This is a genomic window from Ferrimicrobium sp., from assembly GCA_022690815.1.
Classification (GTDB): Bacteria; Actinomycetota; Acidimicrobiia; order Acidimicrobiales; family Acidimicrobiaceae; genus Ferrimicrobium.
Genome location: JALCZJ010000001.1, coordinates 85338 through 102596 on the forward strand (window position 1 = coordinate 85338; position 17259 = coordinate 102596).

Below are 17259 nucleotides of genomic sequence, written 5' to 3' on the forward strand. Positions count from 1 at the left end.
GTCCAGGTTGTAGATGACACACCTGCCCCATTAGGGGACGTTAATCACGAAAGTTGACGAACTGGAGTGGAATGTCGAGGACACGCTCCTTGAGCTCGCCGATCACGAGTTGCAGGTCATCTCGCTTCTTGCCGGTCACCCGCACCTGATCTCCCTGGATCTGTGCCTGCACCCCTTTGAGACCCATCGCCTTGATCGCCTGCGTGACTTGCTTGGCCCGATCTCCCTCGAGACCTGCGATCAGGCGGATCGACTGGCGAACCGTGCCCTTGGCGGCATCCTCGACCTTTTGGCGGTCGAGCACTTTGAGAGACACTGAACGTTTCACGAGCCGCTCTTCGAGCACCGTCATGACGGCCTTGAGCCGATCGGGAGTGTTGGAGGCGAGAGTGATGACGAGATCCCCCTCGTTCAAAGTGATCGAAGAATCGGTGTTTTTGAAGTCGAAGCGTGTCGCGATCTCACGACCTGCTTGATCGACAGCGTTTTTAACTTCTTGGAGATCAATCTCTGAGACTACGTCGAAGGAAGGCATAATGGTAGACTATTATGTCCTCACCAGGGTCGGTGCCCGAGTGGCCAATGGGAGCAGACTGTAAATCTGCCGGCGTACGCCTACGGGGGTTCGAATCCCTCCCGGCCCACGGTTCGGTATGGCGTGGAGTGAAGCGTGAATGCGGACTCCACGCTATACTGGAGCGGACTCATGGATAAGGATATTCGCCAGCCAGGTGCCAATGCCGATGGCGCCATCCCCAGTACAAAGCCCGACATCGATGCGACAGAGGGCAACACAGGCGTTTTTGATTCCTCACGGTCGGACGGTCTCAGAGGTCGTAAAGGTCAGAATAGTCTCAGAGCTCAGGGGTCCCGCGATTGTGACGGCGTTGGAGTCGATGACCTCGGGATTGGCCAGGCCAGCTCGAGCAAGATCGGCTCTCGTAGGGCCAATACTGGCAAGATTAGTACTAGCAGGGCCGGTACTAGCAGGGCCAATACCGAGAGTGTCAGCCAGCGCCAGGCTGTGGATGCACCTTTTCTGATTCGCCGGGTTTGGCGTGCGCTTGGCCGCTGGTTCACATGGGCAAATGCCGATACGTTGATGCACGTGAACCCTATCTCCACCGGTTTCATCGGTTCGTTGCTTGTCCTTGTGGGGTCGCTCCAGCCCAACTCCCCGTTTACGTCAAAGATCCCAGGCTCTTGGTATCTCGGCGTCGACTCCGCGCCCCATCCGGGCAATTTGATCATTGAACTGCTCGCACAGTCGTTGGTCTATTACGGCCTGATTCTTACGGCAGTCGCTTGGTTGCGCATTGTCGTTGGTACCCGACGAGGTGAGCAACTCCGACATAAGTGGCTGCTGTTTGGCCTGTGGGTGCTGCCGTTGATGGTGGCAGGGCCTCTGTTCTCCCGGGATGTTTACTCCTATGCCGCCCAAGGGAGAATGGTGACGTTAGGCATCAATCCCTACAGTGGTGGACCAGCACTATTGGGTAACAGTGCCTTTCGTTCCACAGTAGATCCCCTCTGGGGTATGGCAAAGGCTCCATATGGTCCTTTGTTCTTGTATCTTGCCGGTGGGCTGGTCGAACTCTCTGGGCGCTCACCCATGGTGACGGTACTACTGCTGCGCCTGGTGGCGCTGATCTCGGTGGCGGTCATTGGCATCTTCGTTCTTAAGATTGCGGACCTCCTTGGTGTCAATCGAGATCTCGCCTTCGCGCTCTCAGCGGCGAATCCAATTTTGTTATATACATTTGCCTCTGCTGGTCACAATGATGCCTTGATGACCGCTTTGATGGTTATCGGTATTTATCTATTCCTCAAAGATCGCAAACTCGCTGGCATCATCATCGTCGCGCTTGCTGCATCGGTTAAAGTGCCCGCAATCGTTGCCGTCGGCTTCATGGGTTACCATTGGAGTAGCTCGGATCGAGTGGTCAGCAAACTTCGTGGTCTCCTCATTGCCGTTGTGCTTACCTTTGCTATTTTCTACGTCTTGGGATTGGCGACCCATCTAGGGATGGGTTGGATTCCAGCACTGTCGACGCCTGGCTCTGTGCTGTCGTTTGAAGATCCAGTGATTCTCGTTGGGTATGCACTTGGCTGGGTGCTCGCTCACCTGGGGTTGCCCTTTGGCCCACACTTTGTCGTCGGAGTTTTTCGTGCCATCGGTGATTTGTTTATCTTGCTGATCGGCGGAATCACTATCTTGGGCAGCCGTCGCTCAAATATCGTTCGGCTGACCGGAGTCGTCTTGATTGTCACGGTTGTGCTTGGTCCGGTGATTTGGCCGTGGTACCTTGGATGGGGAATTGTCCTACTCGCCCTTGGTGCTGGAGATCTTACAGTCGACTTTCTCATCCTCTTGACGCTGTCGGCTATGCCGATTGATTTCCTTGGAGCTCCTACTGCCTTTGCGTGGATCGGCTATGCAGGGCTCGCTGCGGTGTTGTATCGTCGCCGGGCCGGTCTGATCGTGGAGGCTCAGGAGGTGATCCACGGTTTCAGGAGTGCCGTCACCGAGGTGCTACCAGAACGGTTCCAGCGGTTCGTTCCGCGGATTGCGCGGCTCGAAGTCGACGCTTGATCTCGTTACGGCGGTCTACAAACGATGGAGGAAGTCCGAGCGTCTAGTGGCGATGCTGATCGTCCAACTGACTGTGGTGATCTGCGTCAGCCAGAGCATGGGAACGCAAATCTTGAGGATCGACTCGATGCGGCGATAGCGGTGCTCGGGCGACGTAGTGGGCTCATGCGATCATTCGCGGCTCGCTATGGTAGGCCTCGGCTTTATCGGGATTCGTTTGATCCTGGGCGTAGCAACGGCCCCACTCACCAACATGCCTACGGTTTTTTGGTTGAGACACTGATCTACCAGCAGCTCTCTGGCTCCTCTGCGCGGGCGATTCTTGCACGCCTCATGGAGGCAGCCCCGCTCGAGCCAGAGGCACTCTTGGCGCTTGGAGCTGATCGGCTTCGCGCAATTGGGCTTTCTGCGCCGAAGATTCGTACGCTTGAGCAGCTTTGTAGACAGGTGACACCCGAAGAGTTGGATCGACTCAATGTTCTCGATGATGCGGCGGTACGGAGTTTCATTGTGGGGTTGCATGGTTTTGGAGATTGGAGTGCAGATATGTACCTCATGTTCCATCTTCATCGCTTTGATGTCTGGCCCGTCGGTGATTTAGCGATGCGTCGGAGTGTCCAGCGCCACCTTGCCGATGGGGCTGTGTTGTCCCTGGACGAGGTGGTCGCACTTGGGGATCCCTTTCGCCCGTTCCGTTCACTTGCGGCCTGGTATTTCTGGGCGGACGACCATGCCCAGGGGCTGGGAGGTACTAAATCATGAGCGGCCTCGAGTTATGATCGGCATGGCACTTGGCCTGCTCTGAAGCTTGTGCCCGTGGCTAAGTTTGGAACGGCTGCTCACGTTCGGATCGTCGAGTGTGAGAGGATTCCAAGGTTGCGTGGCCCCTGTATCCATGAGCTAGGGCCACTGACGCGCATTGAGGCGGGGTGCTCTGTTGCCGTCAAAGCTGACGTTGAAGGATTGCCATGTCGATCCATCGCCCAAACTTTCGCCCAATCTCTTGTTCAACACCAACAAGTCGAAAACCACAGCCAAGATGTAGTTTGAGCGATGCTGAATGGTCGGCGACAATATGGGCGATGCAACTGTGAAAACCAAGGGATGTCGCTGTGGCAAGCAGCGCTTCGAGGAGGAGGCGGCCGACACCCTGACCCTGAAAACTCGGATCGATATAGACCGAGTCTTCGATAGTGGAGTTATAGCCAGCACGGGGACGGAATGGCGAGATGGAGGCGTATCCAATGGGATGACCATCGTGAACCGCGACGAGGGCAGGGTAGATGCCCAGGTGAAGCTCTAGCCAACGCTCTTGCTCTGAGGGGCTTCGAGGTTCCAGATCCAGCGTTGCTGTCGATGAGAGGACGGCATGGTTATAAATCTGACGAAGCGGCTCTGCATCTTGACTGCTGAGGTGTCGAATGTTGACGGCGGATGATCGACGCGGTGTTAGACGTTCATCGCCGTAGGCAGGAAGATCGTTGCTCACCGGCGCTGCACGGATGTAGAAAAGTCCGACGGCCGAGAAGGGAAAAATCCGTGGATGTGAGGATCAATTCTCATTACCTTGTATCATAGATTGAGCCTTCAACGTATTGCCCCCTTAGCTCAGTCGGCAGAGCACAGCCATGGTAAGGCTGGTGTCGTCGGTTCGATTCCGACAGGGGGCTCTCAAAGGCGGCGTAGCTCAGTAGGTAAGAGCACACGGCTCATAATCGTGGGGTCGTCGGTTCGAGTCCGACCGCCGCTACCATTCGGTTGGATACCGGTGAGGGGGCCTGTCTCTGGTGTTGGTGTTGGCTAGCGTTGAGGAGCTGACCATCCAGAGGTAATTGTTACTGTCGGTGACCGCTTAGACGCTCCTCTTAGGACGATTGCCGTCACTAATGTTGCACTGGGTCGGTCTGCTCATCGACCTGAGCTGGTGCGGGCAAGCAGGGCTTGGCGGTAGGCTGTCGTGCGTTGGCTCATCGCGATCGTGGTGCGTGAGGATACTCGTTAGGGACTGCACGATGAAAACAACTGCGCTGTGGATCCTGACATCGGACTATTGATGGTAATCGCGTCACGGTGAGACGGTACCATCGTGTTTCGGTGGAGCTTGGTCTATCATCTGCGTTCGATGGCAGTGTGGCCAGTCGAGATGGACGTAGGCGTGTGAGTGAGTAGTCTGTTGGGTAAGGTGACGCCCATGGCAACGGGCTGCGGTCCGAGTCGACGATCAGACCGGTCTAGTGTCAATGGCACGCTAGCTAGCACAAGAGAGGTAGATGATGGCAAAGAATGAAAAGCGGGTGAAGGTAACCTTGGCGTGCGAGGAGTGCAAGCGAAGGAACTACATCACCACCAAGAACAAGCAGAACGATCGTGAGCGAATTGAGATGCGGAAGTTTTGCCAGTGGGACCGACGTCACACGTTACACAAGGAGACCCGCTGACTGCGCCCAAGGCGATGCAAGCGGTTGGTGACCTCAAGCCCAGTTTCGAGGAGATTCTAAAGCGTACCCAGCGTGCCAGCGCGGGTGTCGCGCTCAGGATTCTTGGGGACGCTGAGAGTGTGGCGGATGTGCTTCAGGACGCCTATTTGAATGTCTATCGATCGCTCGATCGCTTCCGGGGGGAGTCTAGGTATGAGACTTGGGTGTATCGAATCGTTGTGAATTCTGCTCTTGGGCACTTGCGCGTGCGCAATCGGATTATTCATCGTGAGTGTTCCCTTGAGGTCTGTTCGCCTGTAGAGGCCGAGGTTCGCCATGAAGATCCGAATGAGACGACGGCGGAGACGGTTGATTTGATTGCACTCCTGGATAAGGTTCCTCACGCCACTCGCGAGCTCCTCGTGATGCGCTATGGCATGGGCTATAGCGTGAGAATGATCGCGGATGTGACTGACCAGAGTGAGGCGAACGTGAAGGTTCGCCTCTATCGCGCTCGCAAGCAACTTGCACTTATGTTTGCCCAAGAGGCTGCGCTTGCTGGCGCAGAAGGTGTCAATGATGGGGAACCCCTGATAAGCTGGTAGGCCACAAAGGGTAGTAGCTCAATTGGTAGAGCACCGGTCTCCAAAACCGGGGGTTGGGGGTTCGAGTCCCTCCTGCCCTGCTGATAGGCTGGCTACATTCGTGAAGTATGAGGTTTTGACGTGAATCGCGAGACGAAGCGGTTGATGGCGCGCCAACAGATGGCGCCGGAGAAGAAGCAAGAGGCTGTACGGCGGTCGAAGGCGAAGCGGACCAAGGAAAAAGGTCGTATTCGCCGGTACCTCGCTTCAGTGATTAATGAACTGAAGCTTGTCGACTGGCCGACGCGCGCGCAGGTGCGTAGCTACGCGACGGTGGTCTTTGTAACGCTGGTTTTCGTCGTGGGTTTGATTTTTTTGTTTAACCTCTTGTTCTCAACCGGTGTAACGAAGCTGTACGGTTGATGCGAGAGATTGTGGGAGTGGTAGCCGTGTCGGATGAGCAAGTTGCAGATCAAGGCGTAGCAGATGAGGGAGTCAGGGACCTCGCCTCGCAGGACGTTACTTCACATGAGGGATTATCTCAAGCAGACGATGCGCTCGGCGATGAGGAGCGAGAAGAGCCTGTAGAGAGCGGTTCTCAACTAGCTAACACTTGGTCGTTATCAACCGATGCTGCCCAAGAGTACCCCAGCGATGCGTCTGACGCCGAAACCTCTGCGACCGACGCGACAGTTGCGGTAGACGAATCTACCGACATTGCGGACGATCTCGAAGTCGATGCTGTCCAGTCACCTTACGACCGTGCAGGCGATTGGTACGTTGTTCATTGTTATTCGGGCTATGAGAACAAAGTGAAGACGAATCTCTTCGCGAGAGTCAAGTCGCTCAACCTCGACGAGCGGATCTATGAGGTTGAAATTCCGATGGAAGATGTTGCCGAGATCAAGAACGGCAAGCGAGTCTCTGTTCGTCGTAAGGTGTTCCCAGGCTACGTGATGGTGCGAGCGGAGATGGATGACGAGGTCTGGACGGCGATCCGTAATACTCCAGGGATTACGTCGTTCGTAGGATCTGGCTCGAAGCCGACACCACTTTCCAAGCGTGAGGTGGAGTCGATGTTGTCCTTCAAGACGCCGGAGGAGATGCGTACCCAGACGGTGCGTAAGCCATCGCACGGTTTCGAGGTTGGCGACACGGTACAGGTGAAGGAAGGTCCGTTGGCGGACTTCTCGGGGCAGATTTCTGAAATTAATGCCGATCAAATGAAGCTGAAGGTGCTCTTCAACATCTTTGGACGCGAGACGCCGGTGGAGTTGGACTTCTCGCAGGTCACCAAAATCTGATTCCCAATCGGATCCTTAAGCTGCCAGGTGCCAAGGGTGCTTGCGAGCTTGCATATCGTATATACTTGTTTGGTTCAATGTAAGGAGTTCATTCATCGTGGCCAAGAAACGTGTCGCAGCCATTGTTAAGATCAACCTTCCGGCGGGGGCGGCAACGCCTGCTCCTCCGGTTGGTACGGCGCTTGGGCCCCATGGTATACAGACCATGGAGTTCGTCAAGCAGTACAACGCTGCGACTGAGGCTCAGCGGGGGCAGGTTGTGCCGGTAGAGGTGACGATTTTTGAAGATCGTTCCTTCAGCTTTATTCTTAAGACGCCACCGACTGCTGAACTGCTGAAGCAGGCGGCAGGGCTTGACAAGGGCTCGGCTACCAATCGACGCGCCTTGGTCGGTACCGTCACCCGGGATCAGGTGGCTGAGATAGCGAAGACCAAAATGCCGGATTTGAACGCATTTAATCTTGAGTCGGCGATGAAGCAAGTGATTGGGACGGCAACGTCGATGGGTATCACGGTCGTTGAGTAGTAACTTCGTTGGTTGATGCGATTTGGGTTTGACTGAATCGAAGAGTTTGGAGTTTGTCATGGCTGGGAAAGTGTATGTTGAGCAGGCAGCGCAGGTTGACGCTGGGAAGCTGTATCTCCCTCGTGAGGCAGTAGCCCTGGTTCAGGCGATGAGTAAGGCGAAGTTTGACGAGACGGTGGAACTGGCCGTGCGTCTCGGTGTTGATCCTCGGAAGGCGGATCAGATGGTGCGTGGGACCGTATCACTTCCGCATGGTACTGGCCGCACCGTTCGAATTGCGGTGTTTGCTGCAGGTGAAGCTGCGGCGGAGGCACGAGACGCTGGTGCAGACGTCGTTGGTGCAGATGATCTTGTTGAGCGTGTTGCTGGTGGATTCCTCGAATTCGATGTTGCGATTGCTACTCCAGACTTGATGGGCCAGGTAGGTCGTCTCGGACGTGTGCTTGGGCCGCGTGGGTTGATGCCGAACCCAAGGACTGGCACGGTCACGATGGAGGTTGGCAAGGCTGTTGCTGAGTTCAAGGCGGGACGAGTTGAGTTTCGCACCGACAAAGTCGGCAACGTTCATGTTCCTGTAGGAAAGGTTTCATTTTCGGCAGCTGCGCTGTTAGAGAACTTCCGAGCCGTCATCGATGAACTCGCTCGCGCCAAGCCGGCATCAGCCAAAGGGCGCTACTTTCGGTCGGTTCACTTGAGTGCAACGATGACACCGTCGGTGGCCATTGATCCGAACCGGGTTCGTCTCCTCGACGAGGACGTGACCGCGGCGTAGTTGCGGTAACGGCCGGTTACCTAGTACCGGTTAGCTAGTATGTAGTTCGCCTCGATTCGCTCAAGAGGTCCGGTGCTTATGCTTAATTCCCTTCGGGTGCCCGATGAAGCGATCTCTCCGAGTCAGGCATGACCAGCGAAGCCCGATCAGCGGTCGGGAATCACATGAAGTCGGGTATGACAACAAGGGAGAGAGAATGATCGACAATCCACGGCCTGGTAAGGTTTCTGTGGTCGACGAGATCCGCGGGAAGCTGACAGATACCGATGTGGTTTTTGTGACCGAATACCGTGGCCTCAAAGTGACGGACCTTCAAGCATTGCGTGCACAGTTGCGCGCGGTCAATGCCGAATACAAGGTTTTCAAAAACACTCTGACTAGGATTGCTGCCCAGAAGGCGGACCGAGAGGTGTTGGTTGAGCTCTTGACGGGACCGAGCGGCTTGGTCTTTAGCGGTCCAGATGCTGCGGCGACTGCAAAGAGTCTTCGGGACTTCTCCAGGACCAATGAGCAGCTCGTTGTCAAGGGAGCACTCTTAGGTGGGCAGTTGCTTGATCAACGTGCGGTGTTCGCGCTTGCGAGCCTCCCTAGTCGAGAGGTTCTCCTTGCTCAGCTTGCAGGGCTCATCGCAGCGCCGATGACCAACTTTGCCTCGGCCCTGAACGCTCTTCCTCGAAACGTCGCCTATGGACTCAAGGCGTTGCTTGATCAGCGTGAGGCGGCGTAGCCAGCGTTCAGCGCTTGGCTGTCGGAGCTGAGGTGGTAGCGCAGAGCTGGGTTAGCGTCACAGAGCTGGGTTAGCGTCACAGAGCTGGGTTAGCGTCACAGAGCTGGGTTAGCATCACAGAGCTGGCGCGATGCCCGTAGCTTCTTCGGCGAAGATCTATAGACAGTTCCTAGTTATTGAGTAGTTAATCGTTCTTAGTAAGTAGCACAACGTTGTAGTTGGCATGATCGTCCTGGTTGGACACGAAAGGAAACTAATGGCAGACGTTCAGGCAATGCTTGATCAGATCTCGGAGATGACCGTTATCGAACTCTCAGAGCTCTTGAAGGCTTTTGAGGAGCGGTTCGGTGTTACTGCTGCGGCTCCGATGGCGGTTGCGCCAGCAGGAGCGGTGGCCGGCGGGGGTGCCGGTGAGGCTGCAGCTGCGGCCGAAGAGCAGGATGAGTTTGATGTCATTCTCTCCTCCGCAGGTGAGAAGAAGATTCAGGTGATCAAAGAGGTTCGAGCGCTCACCAACCTGGGACTTAAGGAGGCCAAGGATCTGGTCGATGCCGCTCCAAAGCCAGTCCTAGAGAAGGTGTCCAAGGAGGATGCCGAGAAGGCGAAGGCGCAGCTCGAAGGCGCTGGCGCGACTGTTGAGCTGAAGTAACGTTCGGTCTCGCGAGCTCTTGTCGTTTGCGCCTGGGATTTCAGGCGCAAACGACGTTGCGACACCAAAAGGCATCTATGCTGTATGTCGTAGTGTCTTGCCCACAACTGAGCTCTTGAAAAACTCATCTGAGCGACCTTGTCGCTTGCGTGAGTTTTTTTGTGTTTTAGGACCTCATCGAAGGAGTAGTACTTGACCTTGCTTAACCGCTCGCCCCAGCGTTTTTCGTTCGCGAAACTTCCCCAAGTTCTGCCGTTACCCGATCTTATCGCCATTCAAACAGATTCCTTCCGTTGGTTTCTCGAGGAGGGTCTGGCTGAGGCTTTTCATGACATCTCGCCGATTGAGGACTACGGAGGTCAGCTCTCGCTGGAGCTAGAGTACGATCCCAACGACCCAGATCTCGCCCCTTTTCCGAAGTACTCGGTGGAGGAGTGCAAAGAAAAGGATATGAACTATGCCGCGCCGATTTTTGTGCGGGCAAAGTTCTCCAACAAGAGTACCTACGAGATTAAAGAACAGATTGTCTTCATGGGTGACTTCCCGTTGATGACCGATCGAGGTACCTTTGTGATCAACGGCACGGAGCGTGTGATCGTGTCGCAGCTGGTGCGCTCACCGGGCGTGCTCTTTCAACCTGGGCGAGATCAAAAGACCATTGTGACGGCCACCATCAACCCCTATCGTGGTGAGTGGCTGGAGTTCGACGTGGAGGCTCGGCCTGGTCGCGATATTCAGGCCGGGGCGAGGGTGGCACGCAAGCGACGTTTGAGTCTTTTTACCTTGCTGCGTGCGGTAGGGTTCTCGGATCCTGGTGATCTCCAGAAGCTGGTGCAGCACTTTGACTTCTTGATCCCGCAATGGGAAAAGGAGGATCAGTCACAGACTGAAGACGAAGCTTTGCTTGAGGTGTTCAAGCGCGTTCGCCCTGGTGAGCCGCCGAATGCCGATGCTGCTCGCATGTACCTTGAAGGAGCATTTTTCCAGGCGAGGCGCTACGACCTAACTCGCGTCGGTCGCTACAAGATCGATAAGCGTCTCAAGCCTGAGATCGCACGGCTAGAAGAGATACTTGGACATCCGCTCGACACTGATTACGAGACACCAGGTGTGCTCTCACGGGCCGAAGTGGTGGCGACGGCGTCGTACATGCTGCATTTGGCCAGTGGCGAGCTTGGTTACCGTTACGACGACCAGGACCACTTTTCCAACCGGCGGGTGCGCAGCGTTGGTGAGCTGATTCAGAATCAACTCAAGATTGGTCTGTCCCGGCTCGAGCGCCTTGTTCGGGAGCGGATGACGACCCAAGACGTTGAGGCGATCACGCCTCAGAGTCTCATCAATATCCGCCCGGTGGTGGCCGCGGTGAAGGAGTTCTTCTCAACCAGCCAGTTGTCGCAGTTTATGGATCAGAACAATCCGCTCTCTGGCCTTGCCCACAAGCGTCGCCTCTCGGCGCTCGGGCCTGGTGGCCTTTCGCGTGAGCGGGCGGGCTTTGAGGTGCGAGATGTCCACTCGTCCCATTATGGCCGTATGTGCCCGATTGAGACGCCAGAGGGCCCAAACATTGGACTTATCGGAGCGCTTGCGAGCTACGCGAGACTCAACAAGTTCGGCTTCATTGAGACCCCGTATCGTAAGGTGGTCGATGGTAAGGTGACCGACGACATTGTCTACCTCACGGCGGATGAGGAGGAAGAGTTCGTCATTGCCCAAGCCAATGCGCGGCTTGATGCTGAAGGACGCTTCGTTGAATCGAAGATCCTGGTACGACGCGGTCCACAAGGTGCGGTGGTCAAGGTAGGGGTGAATGAAGTCTCTTATGGCTCGACTTCCGAGGTGGAGTTGGCAACCCCTGATGAGGTTGATCTGATGGATGTCTCGACCTCCCAGGTGGTTTCGGTATCGACCTCGTTGATTCCGTTCGTTGAGCACGATGATGCCAACCGTGCGTTGATGGGTGCCAACATGCAGAAGCAGGCAGTTCCGTTGATGATTCCGGAGGCTCCGTTTGTCGGGACCGGCGTGGAGGCACGTGCGGGTCTCGATGCCGGGGATGTTTTGGTGGCGAAGGGGTCGGGGTTAGTCACTGAAGTGACCGGCGACTCGATCGTTGTCGCCTACGACCGAGGGCAGACCGACGCTACTGGCATGGAGTTAGGCACCAAGCGATATCGGTTGGTAAAGTTTGAGCGCTCGAATCAGAATACCTGTTGGAACCAGCGTCCCTTGGTTGATCAGGGTGATCGGGTTGAGGTCGGCGATCTGTTGGCCGATGGCCCCTCCACGCAAAACGGCGAGTTGGGCCTTGGCAAGAACCTTCTTGTTGGATTTATGCCGTGGGAAGGGTACAACTTCGAGGATGCTATCATCATCTCCGAGCGTCTGGTGCGCGACGATGTCTTGAGTTCGATTCACATCGAGGAGTTCGAGACTGATGCGCGTGACACCAAGCTTGGTGCTGAAGAGATCACCCGGGACATCCCGAACCTATCGGAAGAGGCACTTGCTGATCTAGACGAACGGGGCATTATCAGGATCGGTGCCGAGGTGGGACCGGGTGACATCCTGGTTGGGAAGGTAACGCCAAAGGGCGAAACAGAGCTGACGCCTGAGGAGCGACTCCTGCGTGCGATCTTTGGTGAGAAGTCGCGTGAGGTGCGAGACACCTCGCTCCGAGTTCCCCATGGTGAATATGGGAAGGTGATTGACATCAAAGTGTTTAGCCGAGATGATTCCACCGAACTGCCCCCAGGTGTCAACCAGCTGGTCCGTGTCTATGTTGCGCAGCACCGCAAAATCTCCGAAGGGGACAAGCTTGCTGGCCGCCACGGCAACAAGGGTGTCATCTCGCGAATTCTTCCCTTGGAGGATATGCCGCGTATGGCAGACGGTACGCCGTTGGATATCATCCTCAACCCACTCGGTGTCCCGTCTCGAATGAATGTTGGTCAGGTTCTTGAAGGACATCTTGGTTATGCTGCCAAATGGGGTTGGACGCCCATCGATGCAAGTCATGGCCAGGTGCAGGGCCATAAGACACAGCCGCGTGCCATACCCACTACCTGGGTAGCGAGCCCGTCGTTTGACGGTGCCCATTGGGACGAGACCGAGGAGGCTGGTGGACTCCCCACCATCAAGGAGCTCCTCGTCAACCTCAATCCACAGTCATTCGATGGCAATCGTTTGGTTGGCGAGGACGGCAAGGCCCAACTCTACAACGGTCGCACCGGTGAACCTTATGACAATCCGGTCATGGTGGGTTATGTGTACATGATCAAGCTGGCCCACATGGTGGACGACAAGATCCACGCGCGTTCAACGGGCCCATACTCGATGATCACCCAGCAGCCCCTCGGTGGGAAGGCCCAGTTTGGTGGCCAGCGCTTCGGTGAGATGGAGGTATGGGCACTTGAGGCCTATGGAGCTGCCTATGCGCTCCAGGAGCTTTTGACCATCAAGTCAGATGACGTCGCTGGTCGCGTCAAGGTGTACGAGTCGATCGTCAAGGGAGAGAACATCCCGGAGCCTGGGATCCCTGAGAGCTTTAAGGTGCTGATTAAGGAGATGCAGTCGCTGTGCTTGAACGTGGATGTGCTCTCACCGACGGGTGAGCGGGTGCAACTACGTGAGCTTGACGAAGATGCATACTCGGCATCTGAAGACCTAGGCATCAATCTCAGTCGCCCCGAGCGCAATGTTGATTACGAAGATGATGGACGTCAGGAAAGAGGTATTTAGATGCTCGACTTAAGCCGGTTCGATCAGATCAGAATTGGGCTTGCAACCTCGGATGATATCAAGAACTGGTCACGTGGTGAGGTAAAGAAGCCGGAGACGATTAACTATCGGACCTTGCGCCCCGAGCGTGACGGCCTATTCTGCGAGCGGATTTTTGGACCAACCAAGGATTGGGAATGCGCCTGTGGCAAGTACAAGCGGGTGCGATTTAAGGGTATCGTCTGCGAGCGTTGTGGGGTCGAAGTCACTCGTGCCAAGGTGCGTCGTGAGCGCATGGGCCACATCGAGTTGGCTGCTCCTGTCGTGCACATCTGGTACCTCCGTGGCACCAGGTCTTGGCTTGCCTACCTTCTCATGGGTACTACCCCCAAAGAAGAGCTCAAGGCTAAGCAGCTCGAGAAGGTGATTTACTTTGCTGCCAACCTGGTCACCGCGGTCGATGAGGATCGTCGGCACCAGGAGCTTCCGAATCTGGAGACCGAGATGCTCGAGGAGATCAAAGGCCTTGAGGATGCTCGCGATATCGAGATCGAGCATCGCTTCCAGGAACTCGAGGAGCAGCTCGCGGCCATGGAGGCCGAGGGCGCGAAGGACAGCGATGTACGTGCGCGCCAGCGACAGCTAGAAAAGGAGATCCAGTCCGTTCGTGAGCGTGCGAACCAATCGATCGAGCTGGTGCGTCGAGCCTTTGACGAGTTTCGGGAGCTCTATCCTCGGATGATTATCGAGGACGAGATCCTCTGGCGTGAGCTTCGGGCTCGCTACTCCGAGTACTTTGAGGGTGGCATGGGTGCCGAGGCAATTGCTGATCTGATCAACCGTATCGATTTCGATGCCGAGCAGGTCAAGCTCCGTGAAATGATCGAACCGACGGATGCCCGGCGTCCGCTGTCGGCTCAGCGCCGCCAAAAGGCGATTCGTCGCTTGAAGATCGTGTCGGCCTTCAATCGACGTGACGAGGATGGTCGGCGAATTAATGACCCGATGGCGATGATTCTCTCCGTCGTACCTGTCATACCCCCGGATTTGCGGCCGATGGTTCAGCTCGATGGTGGCCGTTTTGCCACCTCCGACCTGAACGACCTCTATCGTCGCGTCATTAACCGCAACAACCGCCTCAAGCGGTTGTTGGATCTTGGGGCACCAGAGATCATCGTCAACAACGAGAAGCGCATGCTCCAGGAGGCGGTTGACGCGCTGTTTGACAATGGACGGCGTGGTCGTCCCGTTGTTGGACCCGGTAACCGTCCACTCAAGAGTCTTTCGGATATGCTCAAGGGAAAGCAAGGCCGATTCCGTCAGAACCTTCTCGGTAAGCGCGTGGACTACTCCGGTCGTTCGGTCATCGTGGGCGGCCCAACGCTCAAGTTGCACCAGTGCGGTCTCCCCAAGCTCATGGCGCTTGAACTGTTCAAGCCGTTCGTGATGCGTCGGTTGGTTGAACTTGATTTTGCCCAGAATATTAAATCTGCCAAGCGCATGGTCGAGCGACGGCGTCCTCAGGTGTGGGAGGTACTCGATGGGGTCATCCGGGAGCACCCAGTTCTCTTGAACCGCGCACCGACGCTGCATAGGCTCGGCATCCAGGCATTCGAGCCGGTCTTGGTCGAGGGCAAGGCGATCCAGATCCACCCGTTGGTAACGACGGCTTTCAACGCCGACTTCGATGGTGACCAGATGGCAGTTCACCTGCCACTGTCGCCGGAGGCACAGGCTGAGGCTAGAGTCTTGATGCTCTCGGCGAACAACATCATCTCGCCCGCGACAGGGCGACCGATTACCGTGCCGAGCTTGGACATGGTGTTCGGTTTGTTTTATCTGACCATCATCCGAGAGGATGAGATCGGTGCGGGTAAAGTGTTCCGACACAATTATGAAGTGCGTCGAGCCCTCGACACTGGTGAACTGGGTCTGCATGCCCCAATTCGCCTGCGACGTCTTGGATCGGATGGCGTAGTGGAGGAGCTGCGCACGACGGCTGGACGTGTGATTTTCAACGAGGCGCTACCTGAGGATTTCCGGTTTGTCAATGAGATCATCGGCAAGAAGAATCTACCTATTGGGGCGATCGTTGAAGAGGTGGCCAATGGTTACGACCGCAGTACGGTGCAGGTCACGCTTGATGCCATCAAGGATCTTGGATTCCGGTTCGCCAGCCAGTCGGGTTTGACCATCTCCATTGACGACGTGAAGACGCCGATTGCCAAGGCAGAGATTCTGAACCGCTACGAGCGCGAGGCCGAAAAGGCTGAGGCGCAGTTCAAGCGGGGCATCATCACCGACGACGAGCGCAAGCAGAAGGAGATCGAGATCTGGACCTCAGCCACTGCTGAGATCGGTCACGCGATCGACGAAATGCTTGCGGCCGATATTGTGAACCCGTTGGGCATGATGATCGAGTCTGGTGCTCGAGGCAACCCGCAACAGATCCGCCAGATCTCGGGTATCAAAGGTTTGGTAGCCAACCCACGTGGTGAGATGATCCCTCGGCCTATCAAGTCTTCGTTCCGTGAAGGACTCCAGGTACTCGAGTATTTCCTCTCAACCCACGGAGCACGCAAGGGTCTTGCTGATACTGCGTTGCGGACAGCTGACTCAGGGTATCTCACGCGCCGCCTTGTCGACGTTGCCCAGGAGATGATCGTCCGAGAGATCGATTGTGGCACGAATCGAGGGATTTGGCTCGAAGACATCCGATTGGACGAGGCGGGACAGCGCTTCTATATTGAGAGTCGTGCATTTGGGCGCGTGTTAGCCGATGCCGTCAGCTTGGCCGATGGTACAGAGCTGGGGCGCGGAACCTTGCTCACCGATGCCTTGGTGACCGCTATCGCTGAGGATCCGGGGGTCAATCAGATCCGGGTTCGTTCGGCCTTGACCTGCGAAACTGCACACGGTGTCTGTGCGATGTGTTACGGCAAGTCCCTTGGCGGGACTGGTCTCATCGAACTGGGTGAGGCGGTTGGCGTTGTTGCTGCGCAATCCATTGGAGAGCCTGGAACTCAGCTGACGATGCGTACGTTCCACCAGGGTGGTATTGCCGGTTCGGACATCACCCATGGACTACCTCGTGTCGTTGAACTCTTCGAGGCGCGGACGCCGAGAGGTGCTGCCATTCTGACCCATGGAGCCGGTGTTGTCCGACTCGTGGATGAGGAGAACGGCCAACGAGTCAGTGTTGTGCACGATGACGGTACCGAGGAGACGTATCTTTTGCCGACCCGAGTGCATCTCAACGTCCAGGATGGACAAGAGGTGGCGGCTGGCGATCCACTGGTCGATGGTCCTAACGATCCAAAGCAGGTGCTCGAAATCAAAGGCATCCGCGAGACTCAGCAGTATCTGGTTGAAGAGGTCCAGAAGGTCTATCGTGACCAGGGCGTGCCAATCCACGATAAGCACATCGAGCTCATCGTGCGTCAGATGCTCCGTCGGGTCTTGGTTGCGGAGCCTGGAGATTCGGAATTCCTGCCGGGCGAGCGTGTCGAGTCCCAGATCTATGCTGAGGTGAACCGAGCACTGTTTGCACAAGGCCAGAGGCCAGCCGAAGGCAGGCCTGAGTTGATGGGGATTACAAAGGCTTCGCTTGCTACCGAGTCGTGGCTTAGCGCAGCCTCATTCCAGGAGACCACTCGAGTGCTCACCGAGGCCGCGATCGAAGGGAAATCAGACCCGTTGCTCGGTCTCAAGGAGAACATTATCCTTGGGAAGCTGATTCCGGCTGGTTCTGGCGTGAAGGAGTATCGTTCGGTCGAGGTGAAGGCTCCGTTCCATCGCAAACTCGCCTTCTGGAGTTCCGGGGATGAACCAGAGGCTGGTCCCGAGGATCTCATTGAGGAAGGCTAGTTCAAGCATAATGACCGTTAGACTGTCCCGTTGGGCCAGGAGTGGCTCCGGGCTGCTCTGTGTGTTGGCTAAACCAGAATGTAATTGACGAGAGGAACGT

The 17259-nt window shown here is 56.2% G+C and carries 14 protein-coding genes and 4 tRNA genes; 16 read left to right on the forward strand and 2 right to left on the reverse strand.

The features are described 5' to 3' along the window. Positions 1-40: 40 nt before the first annotated feature. Positions 41-535 carry a YajQ family cyclic di-GMP-binding protein gene (locus MP439_00325; GenBank protein ID MCI2974520.1) on the reverse strand — a complete coding sequence of 165 codons (495 nt, stop codon included), beginning with the start codon at positions 533-535 and terminating at the stop codon, positions 41-43. Between the two features lie 26 nt (positions 536-561). On the opposite strand from MP439_00325, the gene MP439_00330 reads away from it, so the two are divergent. The 3 genes from MP439_00330 (at position 562) to MP439_00340 (ending at position 3355) form a co-directional block, all read left to right on the forward strand. Further along, positions 562-644: transfer RNA gene (locus tag MP439_00330), tRNA-Tyr, on the forward strand. Between the two features lie 62 nt (positions 645-706). After that, positions 707-2593, forward strand: coding sequence for a polyprenol phosphomannose-dependent alpha 1,6 mannosyltransferase MptB (gene mptB, locus MP439_00335; GenBank protein ID MCI2974521.1), 1887 nt, complete (start codon positions 707-709; stop codon positions 2591-2593). A 24-nt stretch (positions 2594-2617) separates the two neighbouring features. Beyond that, a complete protein-coding gene (locus tag MP439_00340) occupies positions 2618-3355 on the forward strand; it encodes a hypothetical protein (GenBank protein MCI2974522.1) in 738 nt (245 codons plus the stop codon). A gap of 181 nt (positions 3356-3536) precedes the next feature. On the opposite strand, the gene MP439_00345 is transcribed toward MP439_00340, so the two are convergent. Then, positions 3537-4082: a GNAT family N-acetyltransferase gene (locus MP439_00345; protein MCI2974523.1), complete on the reverse strand. Its 546-nt coding sequence runs from the start codon at positions 4080-4082 to the stop codon at positions 3537-3539. Between the two features lie 108 nt (positions 4083-4190). On the opposite strand from MP439_00345, the gene MP439_00350 reads away from it, so the two are divergent. From MP439_00350 to MP439_00410, 13 genes are all read left to right on the forward strand, one after another. After that, a tRNA-Thr gene (locus MP439_00350) sits at positions 4191-4263 on the forward strand. A 6-nt stretch (positions 4264-4269) separates the two neighbouring features. After that, positions 4270-4346: transfer RNA gene (locus MP439_00355), tRNA-Met, on the forward strand. 520 nt (positions 4347-4866) lie between these two features. After that, entirely contained in the window at positions 4867-5031 is a 165-nt protein-coding gene (gene rpmG / locus MP439_00360) for a 50S ribosomal protein L33 (GenBank protein MCI2974524.1), read from the forward strand. After that, positions 4992-5615 carry an RNA polymerase sigma factor gene (locus MP439_00365; protein MCI2974525.1) on the forward strand — a complete coding sequence of 208 codons (624 nt, stop codon included), beginning with the start codon at positions 4992-4994 and terminating at the stop codon, positions 5613-5615. The genes rpmG and MP439_00365 overlap by 40 nt, the downstream gene beginning before the upstream one ends. Before the next feature lie 7 nt (positions 5616-5622). After that, positions 5623-5695: transfer RNA gene (locus MP439_00370), tRNA-Trp, on the forward strand. Positions 5696-5735: 40 nt separating this feature from the next. Then, the gene (gene secE / locus MP439_00375) at positions 5736-6017 is read left to right on the forward strand and encodes a preprotein translocase subunit SecE (GenBank protein MCI2974526.1); all 282 of its coding nucleotides are present in this window, start codon (positions 5736-5738) and stop codon (positions 6015-6017) included. After that, on the forward strand, positions 6017-6898 hold the full coding sequence (gene nusG, locus MP439_00380; protein ID MCI2974527.1) for a transcription termination/antitermination protein NusG: 882 nt from the start codon (positions 6017-6019) through the stop codon (positions 6896-6898). The genes secE and nusG overlap by 1 nt, the downstream gene beginning before the upstream one ends. A 94-nt stretch (positions 6899-6992) precedes the next feature. Continuing rightward, positions 6993-7424, forward strand: a complete 432-nt coding sequence (gene rplK / locus MP439_00385; protein ID MCI2974528.1) for a 50S ribosomal protein L11 — start codon at positions 6993-6995, stop codon at positions 7422-7424. A gap of 58 nt (positions 7425-7482) precedes the next feature. Beyond that, positions 7483-8196 carry a 50S ribosomal protein L1 gene (gene rplA / locus MP439_00390; protein MCI2974529.1) on the forward strand — a complete coding sequence of 238 codons (714 nt, stop codon included), beginning with the start codon at positions 7483-7485 and terminating at the stop codon, positions 8194-8196. Positions 8197-8392: 196 nt separating this feature from the next. Further along, complete coding sequence (rplJ, locus tag MP439_00395) at positions 8393-8923, forward strand: 50S ribosomal protein L10 (GenBank protein ID MCI2974530.1); 531 nt, start codon at positions 8393-8395, stop codon at positions 8921-8923. A gap of 256 nt (positions 8924-9179) precedes the next feature. Next, the gene (rplL, locus tag MP439_00400; protein MCI2974531.1) at positions 9180-9572 is read left to right on the forward strand and encodes a 50S ribosomal protein L7/L12; all 393 of its coding nucleotides are present in this window, start codon (positions 9180-9182) and stop codon (positions 9570-9572) included. 192 nt (positions 9573-9764) lie between these two features. Continuing rightward, positions 9765-13313 (forward strand): DNA-directed RNA polymerase subunit beta, encoded by a 3549-nt coding sequence (gene rpoB / locus MP439_00405; protein MCI2974532.1) that lies wholly within the window; start codon positions 9765-9767, stop codon positions 13311-13313. Beyond that, positions 13314-17159 (forward strand): DNA-directed RNA polymerase subunit beta', encoded by a 3846-nt coding sequence (locus tag MP439_00410; protein MCI2974533.1) that lies wholly within the window; start codon positions 13314-13316, stop codon positions 17157-17159. Positions 17160-17259 lie beyond the last annotated feature (100 nt).

Coding starts and splice junctions, on each gene's coding strand:
- MP439_00325 (MCI2974520.1), bottom strand. CDS start 535: ATGCCTTCCTTCGACGTAGTCTCAGAGATTGATCTCCAAGAAGTTAAA.
- mptB (MCI2974521.1), top strand. CDS start 707: ATGGATAAGGATATTCGCCAGCCAGGTGCCAATGCCGATGGCGCCATC.
- MP439_00340 (MCI2974522.1), top strand. CDS start 2,618: ATGGAGGAAGTCCGAGCGTCTAGTGGCGATGCTGATCGTCCAACTGAC.
- rpmG (MCI2974524.1), top strand. CDS start 4,867: ATGGCAAAGAATGAAAAGCGGGTGAAGGTAACCTTGGCGTGCGAGGAG.
- nusG (MCI2974527.1), top strand. CDS start 6,017: ATGCGAGAGATTGTGGGAGTGGTAGCCGTGTCGGATGAGCAAGTTGCA.
- rplA (MCI2974529.1), top strand. CDS start 7,483: ATGGCTGGGAAAGTGTATGTTGAGCAGGCAGCGCAGGTTGACGCTGGG.
- rplJ (MCI2974530.1), top strand. CDS start 8,393: ATGATCGACAATCCACGGCCTGGTAAGGTTTCTGTGGTCGACGAGATC.
- rplL (MCI2974531.1), top strand. CDS start 9,180: ATGGCAGACGTTCAGGCAATGCTTGATCAGATCTCGGAGATGACCGTT.
- MP439_00410 (MCI2974533.1), top strand. CDS start 13,314: ATGCTCGACTTAAGCCGGTTCGATCAGATCAGAATTGGGCTTGCAACC.